Origin of the sequence: Pontibacter indicus (assembly GCF_900156345.1) — a bacterium.
Taxonomy (GTDB): Bacteria; Bacteroidota; Bacteroidia; order Cytophagales; family Hymenobacteraceae; genus Pontibacter; species Pontibacter indicus.
The window spans coordinates 318,540-337,254 of record NZ_FTPP01000004.1; the positions used below are offsets into that span (position 1 = coordinate 318,540).

19 protein-coding genes are annotated in these 18,715 nt (G+C 42.0%); 9 read left to right on the plus strand and 10 right to left on the minus strand.

Annotated features, from left to right (window positions below):
• The first annotated feature begins 139 nt into the window (after window positions 1-139).
• The 3 genes from B0B12_RS18290 (at window position 140) to cysK (ending at window position 3,357) form a co-directional block, all read left to right on the plus strand.
• Window positions 140-1,309, plus strand: coding sequence for an MFS transporter (locus B0B12_RS18290; protein ID WP_076671887.1), 1,170 nt, complete (start codon window positions 140-142; stop codon window positions 1,307-1,309).
• A gap of 275 nt (window positions 1,310-1,584) precedes the next feature.
• Complete coding sequence (locus B0B12_RS18295; protein ID WP_076671889.1) at window positions 1,585-2,427, plus strand: serine O-acetyltransferase; 843 nt, start codon at window positions 1,585-1,587, stop codon at window positions 2,425-2,427.
• 12 nt (window positions 2,428-2,439) lie between these two features.
• Window positions 2,440-3,357, plus strand: a complete 918-nt coding sequence (cysK, locus tag B0B12_RS18300; protein ID WP_076671891.1) for a cysteine synthase A — start codon at window positions 2,440-2,442, stop codon at window positions 3,355-3,357.
• 75 nt (window positions 3,358-3,432) lie between these two features.
• On the opposite strand, the gene B0B12_RS18305 is transcribed toward cysK, so the two are convergent.
• Window positions 3,433-3,867: a DUF2267 domain-containing protein gene (locus tag B0B12_RS18305; protein WP_076671893.1), complete on the minus strand. Its 435-nt coding sequence runs from the start codon at window positions 3,865-3,867 to the stop codon at window positions 3,433-3,435.
• 259 nt (window positions 3,868-4,126) lie between these two features.
• On the opposite strand from B0B12_RS18305, the gene B0B12_RS18310 reads away from it, so the two are divergent.
• Window positions 4,127-5,854, plus strand: a complete 1,728-nt coding sequence (locus B0B12_RS18310) for an SIR2 family protein (protein WP_076671895.1) — start codon at window positions 4,127-4,129, stop codon at window positions 5,852-5,854.
• 211 nt (window positions 5,855-6,065) lie between these two features.
• Here B0B12_RS18310 and B0B12_RS18315 read toward each other — a convergent pair whose 3' ends face one another.
• The gene (locus tag B0B12_RS18315; protein WP_076671897.1) at window positions 6,066-6,491 is read right to left on the minus strand and encodes a hypothetical protein; all 426 of its coding nucleotides are present in this window, start codon (window positions 6,489-6,491) and stop codon (window positions 6,066-6,068) included.
• A 512-nt stretch (window positions 6,492-7,003) separates the two neighbouring features.
• Between B0B12_RS18315 and B0B12_RS18320 the strand changes: the two genes are divergently transcribed.
• From B0B12_RS18320 to B0B12_RS18340, 5 genes are all read left to right on the plus strand, one after another.
• Window positions 7,004-8,233: a site-specific integrase gene (locus tag B0B12_RS18320; RefSeq protein ID WP_076671899.1), complete on the plus strand. Its 1,230-nt coding sequence runs from the start codon at window positions 7,004-7,006 to the stop codon at window positions 8,231-8,233.
• A 3-nt stretch (window positions 8,234-8,236) separates the two neighbouring features.
• A complete protein-coding gene (locus tag B0B12_RS18325; protein WP_076671901.1) occupies window positions 8,237-9,034 on the plus strand; it encodes a hypothetical protein in 798 nt (265 codons plus the stop codon).
• Between the two features lie 69 nt (window positions 9,035-9,103).
• Entirely contained in the window at window positions 9,104-9,433 is a 330-nt protein-coding gene (locus tag B0B12_RS20795; RefSeq protein ID WP_170871912.1) for a helix-turn-helix domain-containing protein, read from the plus strand.
• A complete protein-coding gene (locus B0B12_RS18335; protein ID WP_083704300.1) occupies window positions 9,430-10,854 on the plus strand; it encodes a YfjI family protein in 1,425 nt (474 codons plus the stop codon). Before B0B12_RS20795 ends, B0B12_RS18335 begins: the two co-directional genes overlap by 4 nt.
• 82 nt (window positions 10,855-10,936) lie before the next feature.
• A complete protein-coding gene (locus B0B12_RS18340; protein ID WP_244554766.1) occupies window positions 10,937-11,869 on the plus strand; it encodes a DUF6371 domain-containing protein in 933 nt (310 codons plus the stop codon).
• Between the two features lie 100 nt (window positions 11,870-11,969).
• Here the strand turns inward: B0B12_RS18340 and B0B12_RS18345 are convergent, their stop codons facing one another.
• The 8 genes from B0B12_RS18345 to B0B12_RS18380 form a co-directional block, all read right to left on the minus strand.
• The gene (locus tag B0B12_RS18345; protein ID WP_139337841.1) at window positions 11,970-12,566 is read right to left on the minus strand and encodes a hypothetical protein; all 597 of its coding nucleotides are present in this window, start codon (window positions 12,564-12,566) and stop codon (window positions 11,970-11,972) included.
• Window positions 12,567-12,599: 33 nt separating this feature from the next.
• Window positions 12,600-13,355 (minus strand): DUF6602 domain-containing protein, encoded by a 756-nt coding sequence (locus tag B0B12_RS18350; RefSeq protein WP_076671908.1) that lies wholly within the window; start codon window positions 13,353-13,355, stop codon window positions 12,600-12,602.
• 151 nt (window positions 13,356-13,506) lie between these two features.
• Window positions 13,507-14,487 (minus strand): hypothetical protein, encoded by a 981-nt coding sequence (locus B0B12_RS18355; RefSeq protein ID WP_076671910.1) that lies wholly within the window; start codon window positions 14,485-14,487, stop codon window positions 13,507-13,509.
• 58 nt (window positions 14,488-14,545) lie between these two features.
• A complete protein-coding gene (locus B0B12_RS18360) occupies window positions 14,546-15,073 on the minus strand; it encodes a hypothetical protein (protein ID WP_076671911.1) in 528 nt (175 codons plus the stop codon).
• Between the two features lie 85 nt (window positions 15,074-15,158).
• Window positions 15,159-16,592 (minus strand): ATP-binding protein, encoded by a 1,434-nt coding sequence (locus B0B12_RS18365; RefSeq protein ID WP_076671913.1) that lies wholly within the window; start codon window positions 16,590-16,592, stop codon window positions 15,159-15,161.
• A 9-nt stretch (window positions 16,593-16,601) separates the two neighbouring features.
• On the minus strand, window positions 16,602-17,183 hold the full coding sequence (locus B0B12_RS18370) for a hypothetical protein (protein WP_076671914.1): 582 nt from the start codon (window positions 17,181-17,183) through the stop codon (window positions 16,602-16,604).
• A 580-nt stretch (window positions 17,184-17,763) separates the two neighbouring features.
• On the minus strand, window positions 17,764-18,252 hold the full coding sequence (locus B0B12_RS18375; protein WP_076671916.1) for a hypothetical protein: 489 nt from the start codon (window positions 18,250-18,252) through the stop codon (window positions 17,764-17,766).
• On the minus strand, window positions 18,243-18,620 hold the full coding sequence (locus B0B12_RS18380) for a hypothetical protein (RefSeq protein ID WP_076671918.1): 378 nt from the start codon (window positions 18,618-18,620) through the stop codon (window positions 18,243-18,245). The genes B0B12_RS18375 and B0B12_RS18380 overlap by 10 nt, the downstream gene beginning before the upstream one ends.
• Window positions 18,621-18,715 lie beyond the last annotated feature (95 nt).

An 18,715-nucleotide genomic window follows, 5' to 3' on the forward strand; every position in this document is an offset into this window, starting at 1 on the left:
CCTTAGAGCTGCTTTTTTTAAGCATAGGCCTTGCATAAAACCAGGTATACGCATACTGGCAACCCAAACAAGGCGGATTGCCCCCTCTGGTTATAGCTTTGAAGCAATTGTTTTCGGAACTTGCGGCTTTGAACCGACTATGGCCGAGCTGAAAACGCGTGTGTATGGACTTCAATTTGGATTGCTGTGCCTGAGCTCTTTTCTTTTTTTTGCAAGCTTCAACATGATTATCCCGGAGCTGCCCAACTACATCACGCAGCTGGGCGGTGCTGAATACAAGGGACTGATCATCTCACTTTTTACCCTGACGGCTGGTCTGTCAAGGCCTTTTAGCGGGCAGCTGGCCGACAAAATGGGGCGCATACCTGTCATGCTGATCGGGGGAACTGTCTGCATTTTGTGTGGTTTCCTATACCCTGTTACCGGTTCGGTGGCGGCGTTTCTGCTGCTCCGCCTGGTGCACGGCTTCTCGACTGGTTTCACACCTACCGGCACGGCCGCCTACGTGGCCGACATTATTCCGATGGAGCGCAGGGGCGAGGCAACAGGGCTGCTGGGCTTGGCTGGCAGTCTGGGGATGGCAGCCGGGCCAGCCATGGGGGCCTCTATCGCCAACAGTTTCTCGCTCGATGCCATGTTTTACTCTTCGTCAGCCGCTGCCTTCCTGTCGGTAGCCGTGGTGGCCCGCATGCACGAAACATTGGATAACCCGAACCGCTTCCGGATGGGGCTACTCAAAATCTCCCGCAAAGAAATCTTCGAGCCCCGCGTGCTCGATCCTTCTATTGTGATGATGCTGACCGTAGTTTCCTTCGGCATCATCCTCACGATCATTCCGGATTTCAGCGAGCACCTGGGCATTCAGAACAAAGGTCTCTTTTTCACTAGCTTCACGCTTTCCTCGCTGGCCATCCGTTTCCTGGCGGGGCGGGCCTCCGATAAGTTCGGGCGTATACGGGTGCTAAAGATTAGCTCAGGGTTGCTGGTGGTGGCCATGGGATTGGTAGGCTTGGCGGACACGGCGACTGAACTGCTGCTGGCGGCGGCTGTGTTTGGCGTGGCAGTGGGCATGAATTCCCCAACGGTTTTCGCCTGGACCATCGACCTGAGCCACCCGGAGCACCGGGGGCGGGCGATGGCCACCATGTACATTGCCTTGGAGGCAGGTATAGGATTCGGCGCCCTGTCCTCCGGCTGGATCTATGCCAACGACCCCACCCGCTTCAGTCTGGTGTTCTGGACGGGCGGCGTATTTGCCCTCCTCGGGTTTCTATACCTCAACTTTATTGTGAAAGACCGGAAATACTGATTTAGTGTTCCAACGGCATGTAAGGTATAGAATAGCAGGTATAGCCTATACCTGAATGCTGTGCAGAGCGCCGTGACGGTGTGCGCTTTTCATTTATACCTGTAACTTATTTGTAGAGGCCTCCTTGCAAGGAAGGTCTCTTTTTATTGCCCACACTGCGTGCGCTGACAATATTTCGTGTCAGAAGTGGTCGGAGAGCACTGCCTGAACGTATAGCAGTTTGTTGTGTATACTGCCATAAAACAATAGCCAGGACCAGTTGTTTCACTAGCACCATGACAGGGATCAGCCCAGCTTTTATTGACCACCTCACGACGGTGCACCAGCAGGCCCGCCATGTGGTGCCACACTCCATGAGTTGCGCTTTCTTGGAGGGGCTGCTGCAATTGCTCTTCCCGTCCCACTCAGAGCGCTCTTTCAACTCCCGCTCAGAAGTGGAGGCCTATGTGCTGCTTTTGCGTTCCGATCTGGAGAAGATTTTGTACAGGATTGAGGAGCGCCTGCCCGGCAAACCCGACGAAATTGCCGACGCCTACTTTAAAAGTCTCCCCGACCTGCAGCAGCAGCTCATGGACGATGCCGCCGCTATTGAGGCAGGCGATCCGGCCGCCGTAAACATAGACGAGGTGATACGGACTTATCTCGGCTTTTTCGCAGTGGCTGTGTACAGGCTGGCACATCAGTTCTACCGCATGGGGGTGCCCCTGCTGCCGCGTGTGCTCACCACTTACGCCCACGCCCGTACAGGTATAGACATCCACCCGGGGGCTAACATAGGCGCACGCTTCTGCATCGACCACGGTACCGGTATTGTGATCGGGGAGACGGCCGACATTGGGAACGATGTGAAAATATACCAGGGTGTGACTTTGGGAGCGCTCAGTGTTGAGAAATCGATGGCTAACCTGAAGCGGCACCCGACCATTGAGGACAATGTGGTCATCTACGCCGGCGCCACCATACTGGGTGGCAAGACGGTGGTGGGGCACGACAGCATCATAGGCGGAAATGTGTGGCTCACCGAGAGTGTGCCTCCTTTTGCCAGGGTATACCACCGTCCGCAGATCAAAGTGAGTTATTACGAAGATAGAGCCGATGTTCTGAATTTTTCAATCTAAAAAGACACACATATGAAAGCGAATAGCATACTGGAAACAATAGGCAGAACGCCCCACGTAAGAATAAACCGCTTGTTCGGAGACAAAGCCGAGGTATGGATGAAAATGGAGCGCGCCAATCCGGGCGGTAGCATCAAAGACCGCATCGCCCTGGCCATGGTCGAAGATGCCGAGACAAAGGGTCTCCTAAAGAAAGATAGTGTGATTATTGAACCAACATCCGGCAATACGGGGGTAGGGCTGGCGATGGTCGCGGCCGTAAAAGGCTACCACTTGATTCTGGTGATGCCAGAATCCATGTCTATAGAGCGACGCAGGCTGATGGCGGCTTACGGAGCCAAGCTGGAGCTGACGCCGCGCGAAAAGGGTATGAAGGGCGCCATCGAGCGGGCCCGCGAATTGCTCGAAGAGTATGACTCCTCCTGGATGCCCATGCAGTTCGACAACGAGGCCAACACCCAGGTGCATATCGAAACCACCGCGCAGGAGATCCTGACTGATTTCCCGGAAGGATTCGATTACATGATCACTGGAGTGGGGACCGGCGGACATATTACGGGTGTGGCCAAGGTACTGAAGCGACATTTCCCTAACCTCAAGGTATACGCGGTGGAGCCTGCTGCCTCGCCGGTACTGAGCGGGGGGCAACCAGGCCCGCACCCAATTCAAGGTATAGGTGCCGGGTTTGTGCCCTCTATTATGGACACCAGTTTACTCAATGGCGTGGTGCAGGTGGCAGCCGACGATGCCTACGACTTTGCAAGGCGAGCCGCTGTAGAGGAGGGGCTGTTTGTGGGGGTTTCATCAGGTTCGTCGTTGGCCGCTGTGCAGCAGAAGCTGGACGAGGAGATTCCGAACGGTGCCCGGGTGTTGACTTTCTGTTACGATACGGGTGAGCGTTATCTTTCTGTGGAGGGGCTTTTTGTGTAGGGTATACTACAGTAAGTTATCTCTCTAAAAAATGCGCCGCCTGTTGCATCTGGCAACAGGCGGCGCATTTTTTGTTTAGGCAGGCAGTAGTTCCTGCAGGTGTTCTTTTAGTGATTCTTTCACTTTCAGTAGGTGGTCTTCCGGCATGGTGCGTTGCAAAACCCGGAACACAGCCTGGAAGGAGGCGGAAATTTCTTCGTCCTGCTGAAAATCATTATCAGCCGCAAAGGCGTTCTTGCTCCGGATGTAATTGATCCAATCGTTTGAGTCCCGGATCGTTACGGGTACCTTGTGCGGTTCGTACTGATCGAAATAGATGCCTTTCCAAAGTGTGGGGAGCTGGGCCGCAAACTGGATGGCATCATGTACGGGCAGCCGATCCCTGATGGATTGCAGCACAGCCCTGAAAATTCGACCGGCTTTGTTCAGATCTTCTGTCTGCAGCTCCGCTGCCACATTTTGGAGCAGCAATGTTGCATCTCTGATGTTTTCTTCAAAAATAAATGGCATAGATCCTCCCTTCTTTAAGCGTTATGTCCTATATGGTACGGGGAGGAACATGTTCCGTTTTATTCGAGGCTTAGGTACAATTTGTCCTATGGTGCTAGATGTGAGGAGGTTTCACTTTCCTGCCGAAATCTGATGGTAGCGTGCGGGAAGATGGGGTAAAGATTGTATATACCTGAGGCAGAATTGAATTAGAAAAACTTTTAGTGGATTAAGTATAAAAAGTTCTATATATTGTACCGGTATAGAAGCATTGCATAGTATGAATACGCTGGTCTCCTCCGTTGCTCACTCAGTTTTTAACAATAAGGGCGCATTTGCGCTGCTGCTTGGCTCCGATGTGGCCGAAGGCGCCGGTATACTTACTGCCGGAGACATCGCCTCGGACTTGATCAGGCAGATCGCTGTTTTGGAGGATTCGGGCTGTGAGCCAAATCCGGAGAACTGGTTTGTGGAGCGCTTTGGTGTAAAACCAGGCTACGCAAGTCTACTTGAACCACTGGCCAACACGGAAACGGAACGACACAACCTGCTGCGGAGATACTTCGAGCCCAGTGAGGCAGAGCTGGAGCAAGGGCTGAAGAAGCCAACACTCGCGCACCAGACCATCGCCCGCTTGGTTAGCAAAGGGTATGTACGCGTAATTCTGACCACCACCCTGGACAGGTTGATGGAAAATGCTCTGCGCTGCATCGGTATTGAACCTGTCGTGATCAGCTGCCCCGGTCATATCGTGAACTCTCTTCCGATCGTTCATGCAAAAGTTACAGTCATCAAGATCAACGGCGACTACATCGACTCAAGTTTTTTGAATGCTAAAAGTGAGGCGGACAAATACGAAGAACGACTCTCAGAATTACTGCGCTATGTGTCGGACAACTTCGGCCTGATTTCCTGCGGTTGGTCTGCCGAGAGCGACAGCGTGCTGAAAGAGGCGCTGGAGACGTCCAATAAGTTCAGGTTCTCGAACTACTTCACTTACACCGACAAAGTCGGCAATGAACTGGAGGAACTGGCTTACATTAGGCGGGGAAAAGCTGTGCGCATGACGAACGCCGACTCTTTCTTCAAAGAGCTGCACGAAAAAATAGAGACGCTCGAAAGTGCCAGGCCTTCAAACCTGTCAAATTTACAGCTCGCAGTCGCCCGACTGAAGGAGTATATTGCGCAGGAGGATAAGTTTATACCGCTTCATGATCTGATCAGGGTAGAGGTTGATCAGTTAAACAAAAGTTTTGATGCGCTGCCGCTTAATGCTATACCTACGCGTGAGGAAATAAAGGCAAGGGTAAATTACTACTTCAAGCAAACCAGCGCGCTTAGTGGCCTATTTGTGAACGGTGTGTATTGGGGAACAGAAAAGCACCATTCCATCTGGCTCAACAGCCTGGCCTGCTTCACATCTGAAAAGGAGCGGGCAAGTGAGGAAGGCGTTTGGCATGATCTGGAAACACTGCCTGGGCTCATCTTGCTTTACAGCATAGGGCTCGCCAGCATTTTGAAGAAAGACTTTAGGTTATTGTCCAGTATGTTTTCCATGACGTCCTACGTCAAGCATGGGGAAGCGCCTATTCTGGACCACGTTCATGTGGCAAAGGTACTCGATTACGATACATTGCGGGATGCGCTCGGGAACAGGCAGCTCGTGCCCATGTCTGAATTGCTGTTCTCTGAGCTGAAGCCGCTTTTCAATTCCTTCCTGCCACACAGCAAAGACTATGAAAACCTGTTCGACAGGTTCGAATACCTATTAGCTCTATCGCACACCAAAATAATTGGCAAAGGCAGGACGCCTGTCGGCAGGTTCGGGTATAGAGTAAAACAGAACGGCGTCAAGCATCCTTTCGAGCAGATCGCTTCAGAAATCAGTAGCCACGCAGAAGGCAGCAGTTTGTTCTCTCCCTCGCTATTTGTCGATATAACCGACCTCAAACACACCGAGAAGAAGTTTAAGGAATATTTTGACAAGCTGTCGGGGTATTATTTTTAGTAGCAAAGCCAACTCTACACCGATTTCGAAAAGAGGGATGGTTTGTGAAAGCAAGTCCTGTGAGTAAAGTATGGGCGGGGTTAATGTCTATGCATGCAGTATAGCCGGGTTCTCTCTTTGCCCATCCAACATACATGCTTAGCATACTCCATGATCCCGATAGGCAATGATAAAATCCACCACCTGCAGGCTCACTTTAATACTGAGGTTTTCATGAAAGGAGCCATTCCAGTGCTGCTTCCTTGCTGGTAAACATTTCCAGCTGTGTTGTGATACCCAGTGCTGTGAGCTTTCCAACCATTTCATACAGCCGGGCTGCATCCATCATCAACATTCCTTCCTGGGTAGTAAGGCGGGCAAACTTGACTAACTGGCTCTGTTTGAGCACTGGCGCCATTTCATTCAGCAACCAGTTCTGATCAGCGAATTCCAAATAGTGGATTGCCTTGGCATCGCTCAGCCAATACTTGCTTTTACTTTCCAACACAATGTCGGCGAGCCTTCGAAATCCATCCCGCAGGGCTTGGCTGTCCGGATGCTGTAACCACTCTACATAGATAAGTCTTTGGACTCTGTCCTCAGATACTTTGATGTATTCATTTTGGAATACAGGCTGTAACTCGAGTTTACTTTCCATTTATTTAACTTGCATTGACCATTGGGAAACTGATAAAGTGAGCCGATTTTATTATGTATAACCGCAATCTATCTTAATATTAAAAAATATAAACAAAAAATCCCAAGTATATATGCCACATGTGCCAGTAATGCACGCTTGTGCCACTAATCATAATATAGATTTCCCTACAGGGCGGTTGCTCTGTAGGGAAAAGAATTGAATTGGGGAAGTTGTATGTCCTTTTGTGTATTCCTCTAACGAAAAAGCCCCTACGTTTTAGACGTAAGGGCTTGATACTGAGAGTGGAGAATATCGGAGTCGAACCGATGACCTCTTGCATGCCATGCAAAACAGTTTGTGTTTCTTCTATTTTTATGTTTTGATATGTGTTTTATAAGTTGCTGATATTTAGTGATTAAGGTGCTATTTTAGTTTGCATATCATTTCTTTAATTTTCATTCATTTGCTATATTTGTGTGTACCTTTGTGTGACCCTCCCCTAATAGGCCACACATTTAAACACAAATAGTATGTTTGAATTTTCTGATTGTGGCGTTACGTTGGCTACTATACTTGAAACCCGCAAAGCCAATACAGATGGGTTATGCCCTGTTAAGGTTAGAGTCACCTACCAACGGCAGCGGGCTTACTATTCCACAGGAAAGCGGCTAACGGTTGAAGATTGGGAAAAGCTACCGAACACAAAAGCAAGGGAGTTGAAAGCCATCAGACAATCAATACAGAAATTCGCTAAGGAGTTTGAAGATACGGTCAGGCAGCTTATCAAAAACGATAGGTTCAGTATTGATAGCTTACAAGCCCAATTGAGCAAAGGTCAGAGCAGTACCCTAAATGCTGCATTCACAGCTAAGATAGAAGGGTTGAAAGCCCAAGGTAAGATAAGTACTTCTGATTGGTATAAGTATACGCTTAGAAGTATTGACCTATTCAAAAAAGGTAAAAAGGTAGAGTTTAAACATATTACAGTTGATTGGTTAAAGCAGTACGAGCAATATCTATTAGATGAGGGTAAGAGCTATACCACTATTTCAATGTACATGCGAGCCTTGCAGGTTGTCCTAAACGAAGCAAAAGCAGCAGACATCATAAAACCCGCTCAACACCCATTCGGTAAAGGCAGGTACGAGATACCACAGCATGCAGGCAGAAACATTGCCCTAAACCTAAGCGACATTAAGAAGATAGTACAGTATGAATGCGAAACCGACACAATAGAGAAATGCCGTGATCTTTGGTTTTTCTCTTACCTATGCAATGGGGCAAACATTACTGATATCTGTAAATTAAGATATACTAATATTATTAATGGAGAGGTATGTTTTTACCGACAAAAGACGTTGGCAAAGGCAAAGAAAAAGAAGTTGATATACGCTACCCTTTTACCCGAAATGCAGACTATTATAAGCCGTTGGGGTAATGAAGAAGAAAGCCCCGAAACCTTTGTGTTCCCCATCTTACAAGGTGAAGAAAGTCCAGAAGAAGAGCGCACCAAGATTAAGAATATTACAAAGTTGATGAATACCAAGTTGAAGGCCATTGGTAAAAAGCTGGGTATTCCGAGTATTAGCACTTACACAGCAAGGCACAGCTACGCTACGGTACTAAAGCGATCAGGCGCAAATATAGCCTTTATATCAGAGAGTTTAGGGCATAATGATTTGAAGACGACAGAAAATTACTTGGCGTCATTCGAGAAGGAAGAGCGAGTGAAGAATGCAACTATGTTAACAAACTTCTAAAATATGATAGATAACTCGAAACTAACAGATTACCCAAAATACAAAAGCTCAGCTTTCTGGGAAGCAATAGTACAAGATGAAGAGAGGCAGTCATCGCATATAGGGCAGTACTCAGTTTGGAGGGCAAGAGCAAAGCTTATATATGAGATAGAGCTTAAGCGTTATCTGGATTCCAGCAAATTAGGTACTGAGAAACGATTTATAAAACTGTACCGACAACACATAAAGTCTGAGCTTAAGGAAATTAACAAGGAGCCTTCTTTGCTATGGAGAAGAAGCTTTAATGAGGTTGCGGCTGATTATAAATCTGAAAACTTAAGTGAAGAAGAACTGAATAAGAGATATTTTGAAAGAACTAATCGATGGTCAAGACATTGGCTTTTCGAGATAACACTTCTTTTCTTGAAAGACAGGTTACATGAGTTGGAATTTACTCCAAGGAATATGAAAGCGAACGCTAAGGAGGCGTCAGATATAGAACATGAGCAGCCAATTACCTTAGCTCAAATAGCTCTATTTTGCATCTATACAAAGCGGCCATTGAATATTAATAATGCGGACGACATTGCAAAAGAGTTTGGCCTTAAAAGCGGAGAGAAGCTGATGAGGCACTATAGGAAATATTATACAGCGTCAGATAGAACGGCTTCTGATGTTAATAATAAACAAAAAGAGAAAGACTTCAAAAGAGTAATAGATTTTTTGAGAGAGAAAGGTTTTGATAATCAGGAAGCTAAGTGTGAGCTGAGGGAATTTGAAGAAAACAGAAATAACGATATGAAAAATAGCGACCGTTTCTAACCAGTCAAAATCGGTCTGCCGTTTTTCATGATTTTACCTTTGCGCTGTACAATTTTAACTTATAGCGCAATGGAATTAATAGTCACAACACCCGAACGGTTAGAGGGAATTATACGCTTAGCCATAGGTAATGCATTAAATACAAAAGCCCGAACCAAGCAGAAGAGTGATCGATGTACTCTTAAAGATGCTTTATTAATAACAGGTCTAAGCAAGTCTAAACTATACAAACTTACATCCACAAACAAGATCCCAAATAAGAAGTACGGCAATCGCCTCATTTTTTCCCGTAGAGAATTACTTGAATGGGTTGAATCTCATACGGTAAATGAGTTTGATTCAGACACAGTTAGTATTGTGCTCGCTCGCTCTGCACGAAAAAAGGGAGGGAATAAATGAGTAATCGTTATTCCTTATCCCCTGAATTTGACTTTTCGGGGTTAACTTTTTTAGATGAAGTCAGAGCAGAAGCTAACGGTAAAAGTGCTAATTATCAGGGTCTGGATCGACATAATTCTATTTCTTTTCCAATTTCAGCTTTTCCAGAGAAAGTTCAACACATAATACTGGCACTACAAGAGAGCCTTCAATATCCTGTTGACTTTATTGGAACAGCTATGTTATATACTGTTTCACTTGCTATAGGCAACACTCATAAGGTAAAAGTAAAAGAGAACTGGACAGAGAGTGCTCTGCTTTACATCGCACTCGTAGGTGCTCCTGGAACGATGAAAAGTCATCCCCTGAGTTTTTCCATAGGACCTATAATAGATAGGGATTGTAGTACATTCAGAGAGTATGAGAAGAAAGTACATGAGTATAAAAAAGCGATATCAATAAAAGCAAAAGGAAGGACAAAACCAGAATATGATGAACCTATAAAGCCTGTGCTGCATAAGTTTTTAGTTCAGGATTTTACACCTGAGTCTTTGACGGAAACGCACAGATTAAACAAACGAGGCATAGGGGTATATGTAGACGAACTGGCAAGTTGGTTCAAAAATTTTAATCGTTATAACAATGGGAGTGATCAGGAATTTTGGTTGAGCAATTGGAGTGGCAAGCCTATTATTATTGATAGGAAAACTGGTGATCCGATCTTCATTAAAAGTTCATATATCTCAGTTGCAGGTACAATACAGGAAAGTATACTGTCAGAACTTGGCAGGGGGAACAGAAGTCAAAACGGGTTCACAGACCGTATATTGTTTGCTATGCCTGAGGGGTTAAAAAAAAGCTATTGGAGTGACAGAGAACTTCATCCTCAACACCTTCAAAACTGGCATGTGATGGTAAACAATCTCTTGGATTTGCCTGTTCCAATTGATGAAACAGACTCTCTTTCGCCTACTGTCCTTTCTTTTACTGATGAAGGGTATGCGAGGTTAAAGGAGTGGCAGCGGGAAAACACTGACAAGTGTAATAGTGCCGATAACGATATGGTTAAAGGGCTATATAGTAAGCTCGAGGTTTACGTAATACGTCTTTCTCTTATCCTGCAGATGATGCAATGGGCAGCTGGTGAGAGCGATAAACGAACAGTAGAATTGAATACTGTGGCCCGAGCTATTGATTTGATAGAATATTTTAGGAATACGGGAATGAAGGTAAAGCGCTACCTTCTTGATAGTTCTCCTTTAGATAAGCTGACGAGTGAGAAGAAACTTCTTTACCAGTCCTTACCAATTAATTTCTCAACAGGTCAAGGTTTATTACTTGCAAAAAGTCAGGGCGTAGCGGAAGTAACATTCAAACGCTTTCTTAACGATAATTCCTTATTTGAGAGAGTGTCCTACGGCAATTACTCCAAGAAAATTTAAGTATTCTTGACCGATATTCTTGATATTCTTGAAACTCTAAACTAAGAGAATATCAAGAATATCAAGAATATTCTTTTTAATTATGAATAATGATTACCGCTTCTGTTTGGAGCCATACGCAGGAAAGAAGAGCAGGCATACTTGTCCAAGTTGTGAGAAACGAAATGAGTTTACCCGTTATATCGACATGAATACAGAGCAATATCTAAATGCTAATGTCGGTAGATGTAACCGTATAAGTAAATGTTCCTATCACTACACCCCAAGTCAGTACTTTGAGAATAATCCTGACCAACATGATAATTATGTTTCTCCAAAAGAGGAGCCGTTAACTTTTCGTAAGGGAGTTAGTTATGTACCTGATACTGTATTTAGAAATAGCCTACGGAAGTATGACCAAAACAACTTTGTTGCATATATAAATACACTTTTTAGTTCTGAACAAATAAGTCAATTGATCAGCCGCTATTTTATAGGTACTGCGAAACGCTGGAAGGGAGCAACGGTATTCTATCAGGTTGATACTAAAGGCAGAGTAAGGGCTGGAAAAATTATACAATACAATCCTATAACAGGCAAGAGGATCAAAAATCCACGGGACCATGTAAGTTGGGTGCATAGTGCACTAAAATTACCTGATTATAACTTAGAGCAGTGTTTCTTTGGGGAGCATTTACTGAGCATAGGCCAAAAAAAAACTGTTGCTATAGTTGAAAGTGAAAAGACTGCTATTGTGGCAAGTGTTTATTTCCCAGAGTTAATTTGGTTGGCAGCTGGTAGTATAAATGGGTTAAGCTATAAGAAGTGTCAAGTACTGCGGGGACGTGAGATTATTTTATACCCTGATTTGAACGGGTTTGAGGAATGGTCAAATAAAGCTATACAATTGAGTAACATTAGCACTTTTGAGGTTTCCGATATACTGGAAAGATGGGGTACTGAAGTTGATAGGAAGAACGGACTCGACTTAGCAGATTTTCTTATTAGAGTAAATCAGCAGGGAATAAAGCCTTGAGTAATGGCAGATCTCCGCAGATGCATTTCCTCTTCCTAATGTACTTATCAGTTTATATTAAACTGTTAGTACATAAAGTCAGAGCAAGTTGTGGCTATTATTAGATATTACTTAAACTTGCTACTACTGTATTTATAATATTTTCAGGAGAAACTGCAGATGACTGAGTTTGTGGCGCAGATCCCCTATAACTTATTGATTTTGCAGGGGTCCCACCACTCAATTGTTCAACTTTCACTATCTCTTTAGTAACAGGATTGATAAATAGCAGTGTATTGTCAATGGAATAGCCAACAGTCTTTTTATTACTATAATACCCTGCAAGGTTTTTTGAAAAGGTTCTAAGCACAATAAAGTCAGTTTCTGAAAAAGAATTTGGTTGAAACTGCTGTGGCAGTAGTTTTTGAAGAGCGCCATCAAATAAATATTCCCCATCTCCATTCACAAACAGTAATAACACTTTTCCCCCATCTAAAGGGCCTTCCACATTTCTTAAATCATCTTTTAAGTTTTCAATTTTAAACTCAATTGCTAAAGCATCAATATTTTGATCATACACCATAGTGTAACGATGTGGACCTCTTTCATACATTTGGCAATTTGGGATACCCTGACAGGGGGTATCTGCTGTATTATTACCACATGCACTAAAAAGTATTCCTACTAATATTAAGTACAATTTATTCTTTATGTTCATTATTTTTAATTCTAATAGATTAGATAGCTGGCATTAGAAGTGACTACGCACCTGAATAGATTTATCTACTGGATACCATAAGTGATTATTATCAAATACTGATGTACCACTCAGAAAATCGGTTAGGTTAGAGATAAAGAAGGAAAATGAGAGATCATGAAGTTCATAGATATAATGTGCTGGGTTATCTAATAATTGTTCATGCTGCCAAAACTTGTAAAAATAGTCCTTATTAAAGGATATTTGGCTGACCATGTATTTACACCTTTCTCCTGTGAAATTTTCTGCATGCGAACTGGTTTCAATAGCTTCTCTTAAAGTAGAAACTTGTCTAACATTTGCTGCATAAGAAAATATACCATTAAATATGGGCTTACTGTTAGGAGACCTACCGTTATATATGAATTCTCCAACTTCGTTAGCCTTATTGATTACTCCCAACAACCCTTGATTTGTAATGTTTGCTTTCACTTCGATTATGGCCTCCACAGCATCGGGTGTCACAATTACAAAATCACCCTCTCTAAAAAGCACAGGGTAAGAAGTATCGTATATCAAAAGATCAATCTGGTTGGAGGACTCATGCGTGCCTCGTTGATTAGTTTGTTTTACAACAAACCCAGTACTGATGCGATACTTCTCTGGAAGAAACCTTTGAATAACAGATTTTAACACAGCCTCTTTGTACCTGCCATCCTCTCCCCAATGTCGAACAAGGTTCCTTACCCTATTAGTTAAAGCTAATAATTCTGCTGCAGTCGATTTATGGAAATCTAATGTATTCATCATTAATATTTAATACATAGGTGCTATTTAATAAATATTAATCAATATATATATAGAGCTATACATGCTTTTTGTAGATGCTTATTTAATAGAAAGGCCTACATCGCACGATACACGATATAGGTCTTTGATGATACAGAACAGGATAATCAATCTATTTCATTCCTATGAAGCTTTTACCAATTTCTGATAAAAGCCCCTTCAATTCATGAGCAAAAATGAATTTTACACTCTTATCATGTTCAAGCAGCCTTACATTTTCTTCTTTTTTCGCTTTTGTAATGATGACTATCTTTTCGATAAGCTTTAAATTCTCTGTAGCCCAATAGGCATCGGCTCTATTTATCTGGCGAATTACTTCCTCACCAACGAAGCCATCATAATCTTTTACTTGAATCGCAATTGCATACTCATGATTGGATAAGATACTTGGGAGCTTGATTAAGATATCAGTACCGTGATTCTTTTCTTCCTTTCCACCTACTCTATCGATCTGGTAATATGGGAACAACTGCTTTAAGCCATAAACTAAGGCATACTCCCATTCTTCTCTGGTGAACTGTTCACTTAGCTTATCAAATAGTTTTTCTGCAAATAACTTTTCATCAAATACCTCATTGAAAACATTTCCAATAGAGCTCTCCAGTCTACTCTCATGATCTTGCCTTTTAGAAAGGTCCGATTCCTGAGACAGCAGTAGCCTTTCAACATCTTCAGAATAATGATTGATACTCCAGAAGCGTGATGGATTTTTAAGAGTAGAGCGAATGTTACCTGTTACATTTTCATTATTCCTCGTAAACTTTTTTAAATATTTTGCAGGAAAAATATGGCCAAAGTCGCCAGTATTCTTATCGATGTCAAATCTGTAGCCTTTGTTCCAGTCTTCGGTCGCTTCAACTAAGGCAACATCTCCCCAATTAGGTAATTGCGGAATCAGTAAAACATCACCTTTTTTTACATTGTTAAACATGGGGCGATTACGTCCTGCTCCTTCATCTAACTGAAAATTCCGCAGATCCTGTTTTGAGTCCCATCCCCATCCTTGGCGTAAGCGAGCCTCAATTAATTCATTCCAGAAGAATTTCAGTCTGCTTGTATCTACTCGGTAGCACCAATAGCTTCTTTTGCTCATATTACTTCAGTAAAATTAAATTCTTGTGAACTACAGTGGCTCGAATGCACATTTAATATCAGAAGTTAAAAGTAATTCCTGCGCTGCCATGCATTGTTTTAATAGGTCCTAACTCTAATACAAAATGTGAATTTTCAAAAATGTCATCTATTGTATCGGCCTCATCCTCATCTATATAGATTAAATCCTTTATTGAGTCACTTGTTTCAATAGATATGCGAGTGCGATAAGTAGTTTTATCTTCCGTATTTAATGAGAACTCTCCTTTCCAATATTCTTTACCTCGCTTAAGCAAATCTTTCAATCTGTCAAGTTCTGTTTCATCTTCTAACCTATAGCCCATTACTGGCAGTATAAAACTCAAAAAGCTTTCAAGGTTTTCAACTGCAAGATTATTATTAGTGCAAATGAAAAATAATCTATTTGTGAAATACTCGGGGCGATGTTTAATAATAACTGTATCAAAGAGAGTAAATTCAGGGTTTTGAAGTTTTAATAAATAAACATCTTCATCAATGTACTCACAATCATCGGTCTCTGGTAAATTGATGGTTTGTAATCGCAATTTATCTTGTAGGGGATGCATAAAAATCACTTAAATTCTATGTGGACTAATTTATTTCTTAAGCGGAACGAGTCTAAAAATTGAAATGTGGGTAAGTTATGTGGTGCTAATATTTAAGATTTGCTAAAACTGCCCTGTTACCTATTACTCCTAAAAGCCTCGTAAGCTCACTTTCAAATGCTCTTGTTGCATCTGTTGCCCCGCTCATTGCATGAGCAAGTTCATGAAGCAGTACTCCAATGAATCTCTGTTCTGATTGGAGAACGCTTCTTTTAATAATTACCCGATTCTCGTATGGTTGCCAAAGGCCATCAGCAGCTTGAAATGTAAAGCTGTCTTTTTGCATCGTTTCAGAGATCTTGATTACATGTACATTTAAAGGCATGCCTCCAATCATTGTTAGAACGCTATCTTTTAACTTCCACACTGCTTTTTCTGATAAGCTTAAATCTGATTCTTCTATAAATTTAAATTCGAAATTATTATTTCTTTCCTGCACGAATTGATTGAAAGTTCTAACCATTTCAACAGTGCTTTCTGGATTATCTATCTGCCTTTCTAATTCTAATTTATTCTGTTCAATTAATTTATCTCGTAAGTTGGAAGGAATCGCTACTACTTGGAAATTACCTTTTCTTGCTTCATCAACTAAATCCGTACCTTTCTCTATTTCTTCGGCTGTAACAAAAATAACCTTTTGAAACTTGTTCAGTATTGTTGCGGCATGTTGTTGTACATCAAGCCACTTTAATTCATCGTGCACATTTCCTGAACTATACTGCCGTAAATCGTTAGTTAATAAATCAGCGACATCCTTTGACTCACAACTAAGCAGTATATTCTTTACTATAAGTTGGTAGGCGGATCTTCCAACGTTTGCTCTTTCTCGGTTGATGGCTTTCTTTATTGCTGAGTTTAAGAGTGTGATGTTATAACTGAAGAGAAAGTTATCTTCTGTAGCTACTAACACACCATTAATATAGATGTTACCTTGAGAACCCGACTTTTGGAGGACTTGACCATACTTTGTATTTTCAACAACTTGTTCTTGATTGAACTTTAAAAAAAGCTGCTTCGCAAGGTTGATATCTGAATCAAATATTTGATATAGCACAAAGTCAGTGCCTACTAAACTTGGAATGCTTGGGTCTGATATGTATGCATGTAGGGTGACCAAATCATCAAATCCGCTTTTTTGAGATTTACCCAGTGTTATATCACCATGCCGAGATAGTATCTTTACAGAGATGCCCTTACGCTCAAAAGTGGCAAGTGCATCTTTTAACCCAATCCCAAATTTACCTATTATCCCATCCGTAGAGAGCTTCTCGTCATTTTCTTTCTGTGTGAAGTGCTCATACCGTAATCCCCTTCCAAAATCTCGGATGTGCCACGCACCTTGCTGATCTTTGAATATTTGAATTTCATTGGAATTAGTTAGATGTTGTTCGTCTATCGCATTTGCAATAACCTCTCTAACAGCGTGTTTTAAATCCCAATTTTCAAGTATTTTCTCTATGTTCAAATCAAACTTTTTCATGAGTGCTGGTTAATCTCTCCAATGCATTTCTTGGTAGGTTGTCCATAAATCAATATAGAGGATGTCTGAAAGATTTATGTATTCATAGCTTATAGCTTCTCCGTAATTCTCCTGCAAAAATTCATCTTCATCAGGATCAACATCTTTATAAACTTTGACAGCATAGGATTTGCTTCCAGCCGTCATGCTCGTTGTAATGCCATCCACTTCGCCTACTTTGGTTTCGCCATTGTGAAGAGTAAACTCAAGTGGGCCGTCTTTTGCATTCTCTAATATGAAATTATGAATCTCGTATTCAAGTTCAGGATAAGAGAGCTCCTCAGGTGTCTCAGCAACATTTTCTTCTCCAAAGGGCTTTTCATTTACGTACTGTACAGAAAAAGCCAGCTTATCTGAAGTATCACAATTCTCACAGCGTATATTTCTGAATAAATGCAACTGGCTTAGCATTGTCTCAACGTCTTCATCCTTTGGAACATAGTCCTTGTCAGATTCTTCATCAAAACCATTATCCCATGTCAGAGATTGCATAATGGGGGGCTCATACAAGCAGTTGAAGCATTTTCTATAAAAATCAATCTTTACTTTCATGGATGGTATAGAGAGTTTTAAAAGTAAGTATAAAAAGAAGTTATATTACTAATAGTAAGATAATATATAAATTTGTTAATACTTAATTTTATTTGATCATTCTTTACTTAAAAGGCAGCTATGTTGACATCTAATTTTATTAATGAGAGTAGATACAATCAATCCTTACAATATATTGCCGACCTTTCACAAAGAGTTGATAGATAGACTAAGTAAAATCTGGTTTAGAAATCAGCAGTTATTTATAGGAAATACTATTGGGTATAAGAAAGCTTAGAGTGCCTGCTCTAACATAGTTGAACACTCTAAGTGTGTCGCATTATCTGACTTCTACTTTATTTTATGTGGCTACTGATAGATGTTGAAATGATATTTGTTGTATTAGCAGCTTTTAACCCTTTGCATTAACCTTACTAAGACCCTTTAAAAACCCAGCACAGAATTCCTGATATTCGTGATACACTCTTATATCAAGAATATCAGGAATATCACGAATATCAAGAGGTGCTTATTCACTGTGGCAAATGTTAAAACCATTTAATTATTCAAAAGCACAAGGTTAATCTTTTACCTGCGATTACTAATAGTATACTACAATGCCTTTTCCTTCAGCAGCAAGCTGAAAAGCATCCTTAAATTTTATATAAAGGATGTAGTCCTCTTTATCAAGTTCTAATAACGCATTGAGGCTGTTATTAACATAGGCATTGTAGAGCCTTTGAGATACTATATGATCAAACGTTCCCTCATTATCTGGGAAGCATATTTGCTCATAAAATTCGTTGTCTTTGTAGGTTTCAGGATTATCCCAAACCTCTTCAGCTGTGGTAGATAGCAGTCCAGCCAGACTCTGGCGATACTCGCTATAATCAGTGTAGCTTCTTACATAGAAGCTCATAGCCTCGTCACCTACACAGTACCCTTGAAAAGCGGTACACCTATCTTTAACGTACTCCAAATTGTGTATTAAATATGTTCCCGAATTTTCAAAGGATTGTAGGTGCATTGAGTATGTGTCTACTTCTGCTACCTGCTGAACATTCAAAAGTACAGTAACATCTAAGCCCATCCCTTTTCTCCCTTCACAATGACAACTATATTACCAGTGGTGATATTAAATCCCTTGTGAAAAATGCCATTGGTCTCCCAAGTTAACGTAGCTATAGTAGGTGTCCTGTAAATATGGCCTATGTATACTTCTCCTTCAACTTCTAACTCAATAATGTCCCATCGATAATCATTTACCGCTCCTTCAGAAGCGTTACTCATCTCTTGTTCGTAGGTGATGGAGGGTATATAACCTACTTCTTCTTTCACCACTTTAATAATGTCTTTGCCTAACTGTCCAATACGCTCATCATAGCAGAAGCTTACAGTGCTCTCTGTGACCCAGCGGTCCAAGAAAGCAAATGGATTAGGCTCTTGAATCTCTCTCATTTTATCTACATTGTACCAATGTGTGCTTAGCACTTCGCATGCCTCATGAGTTAGCTTTTTATATGTTATTCTATTTGATAGTGACATATTATATT